Source organism: Pseudoalteromonas sp. S554, from assembly GCF_005930865.1.
In the GTDB taxonomy this organism is placed as follows: Bacteria; Pseudomonadota; Gammaproteobacteria; order Enterobacterales; family Alteromonadaceae; genus Pseudoalteromonas; species Pseudoalteromonas marina.
In genome coordinates, this window is sequence record NZ_PNDV01000175.1 from 1 (window position 1) to 2,160 (window position 2,160).

Here is a 2,160-nt window from a genome sequence, read left to right on the forward strand (position 1 = left end):
AACTAACTTGAAAAACTCCGCTACACAGAGTTAAAAATATTTGTTAGTCACTACTCCTGGTCTTCTCCTTCACTTCTCGGTGGTGAAATAATCACTTTTATAGCAGTTGCTATTAAACGAAAGTAAAGCGAGTCTGTAGGCTACATTCAGCCACTGCTTTTGAAATCTTAATGCACAAAGAGAAGCGAATGAGGAGTAAATGAGAAGACAAAGTGAACAGAATGAGGAGTAAATGAGTAGCTAAAATAAATTGGCTAGGGCTTTGTTTTGTAGACGTAGAGCTTTCTCACGTTAGAAGCGCAGCTTCTTATTACTTAAAAAAGGTATCACTACCGGGTGCACCGAGGCGCTTCGCGCTACACAGAGAAAACAGGAGTAACAATTAGTCACGGCTCCTGCCCTTTCCTTTACTTCTTTGAGGTGAAGCAATCACTTTTCATACCATCATTAAAATTATTTATTTAACAAAAATTATTTTAAAGCTGGGTTAAACTCAAGCTAAACTTCGCTATGAAAGCCAAGGTCATTTATTTAATTGCTACCCGAAAACGTTAAAATTTGCTATGTTGCAATACAATACACGCTTGGTGTTTTTATTAGGAAAGTTATGAAATCGTTATCTATTTTTTTTGCTTTATTTACCTTTACGCTAGCCTTAAATAGCTATGCCACAGAGCCTACTACCGAACAGCAAAAAGCGGATGAAAAAGTAAACACACTTGAATATAAAGCCCCTGAGCTTAAAAAACCGGTTGTTGACCCAACCAAACCAGACGACTCAAAAGTGTTAGGCGATGAAACCCCCAAGCCCGTTGAAAAGCCTAAAAATAAAATAGAAAAAGCAGCAGCCGTAGCCGAAGCAGAAAAAGCAGTAGCCCAAGCAAAAGAGGCCTTAACAGCCAAACAGCAAGCCAAAGCCAAGCAATCACGCGAATCACTTGCTGTGGTTGAACAACTTATAAAAGCTTATAACGCGCGCAACATTGAAGAGTTTATTCGTGTTTACGATGAAGATGTAGAGTTTTATATTTTCCCCAATGAGCTATTATTTAAAGGAAAAGAAAAACTAATAGCACGTTATGGTTTAATGTTTAAAAAGCTAAAGTGTATTCACTCATCGCCAATTAAACGCATAGTCCATGGTGATATAGTAATAGACCATGAGCTATCAGAAACCTGCTCAGCAGACGAAAACGTAATAGATAAACGCTCAGAGCTTGTATCGAGCTATCAAATTAAAAACGGAAAAATAATTCGCGTATTATTTTTTCGTTAAGGATTATTATGCAAATTACTGACGACAAAAAACTTCGCTTAATGTACCGAGTAGAGCCCGGTTGTTTAGGCCCCGAAGGCGCACAACATATTGAAGATTTTTGTCGTTATGCCAACAAGCATATTAAGTCACCTTATTATGCACAATTCGTTTTTTTACCGCGTTACGATAAACAAAAAGACGAACGTCAATACAGCGTAAAAAGCCGTAACCTATCGCAATTGCAGGTTAGAAAGTACTTTAGTCACTTTGAAATCGATATGGATGGCTTTGAAGAGCAACTCGACGAGCTACTCACCAAAGCAATCGATTTGTACTTTAAACGCTAATCCCTGAAGCTTCAAATATAAGTAAAGCGGCTAAGGTATACTGAGTACGTATGCCTTATACCTAAAGCCTGCTCACGTAATCCTTTATCAAATTACTTAGCCAGCCCCTACCTCTAAAAGCGCGGCATACCTCAGCCTTGTTTTGTAGACGTAGAGCTTGCTCACGTTAGAAGCGCAGCTTCTTGTTTCAGGTCAAATATTAAATCACTTATTTTTACCTCTAAAAGCGCAGCGTCTCTTAACCTCTTTGTGAATAATGGGTTTTAAAACAGTAATACACAAAGAGAAGCGAATGAGAATAAAATGAGAAGCCAAAGTAAATAGGGTAGAGTTTTGTCTTGTAGACGTAAAGCTTGCTCACGTTAGAAGCGTAGCTTCTTATTACTTAAAAATACATACCACCACAGAGCACACCGAGGCGCTTCGCGCTACACAGAGTTAAAAAATATTGGTTAGTCACTGCTCCTGTTCTTCTCCTTCACTTCTCGGTGGTAAAACAATCACTTTTATAGCAGTTGCTATTAAACGAAAGTAAGTAAGCGTCCGGCAATCTAC

Annotated in this window: 2 protein-coding genes; both read left to right on the forward strand. The window is 38.4% G+C overall.

The genetic code is table 11. The features are described from left to right. The first annotated feature begins 607 nt into the window (after positions 1 to 607). The gene (locus tag CWB65_RS19545; RefSeq protein WP_008133082.1) at positions 608 to 1,276 is read left to right on the forward strand and encodes a nuclear transport factor 2 family protein; all 669 of its coding nucleotides are present in this window, start codon (positions 608 to 610) and stop codon (positions 1,274 to 1,276) included. Between the two features lie 8 nt (positions 1,277 to 1,284). After that, a complete protein-coding gene (locus CWB65_RS19550; protein WP_006794611.1) occupies positions 1,285 to 1,605 on the forward strand; it encodes a hypothetical protein in 321 nt (106 codons plus the stop codon). The last annotated feature ends 555 nt before the right edge of the window (positions 1,606 to 2,160 follow it).

Excerpts from the sequence above, each read along its gene's own strand:
- CWB65_RS19545 (WP_008133082.1), top strand. The coding sequence starts at position 608 with ATGAAATCGTTATCTATTTTTTTTGCTTTATTTACCTTTACGCTAGCC.
- CWB65_RS19550 (WP_006794611.1), top strand. The coding sequence starts at position 1,285 with ATGCAAATTACTGACGACAAAAAACTTCGCTTAATGTACCGAGTAGAG.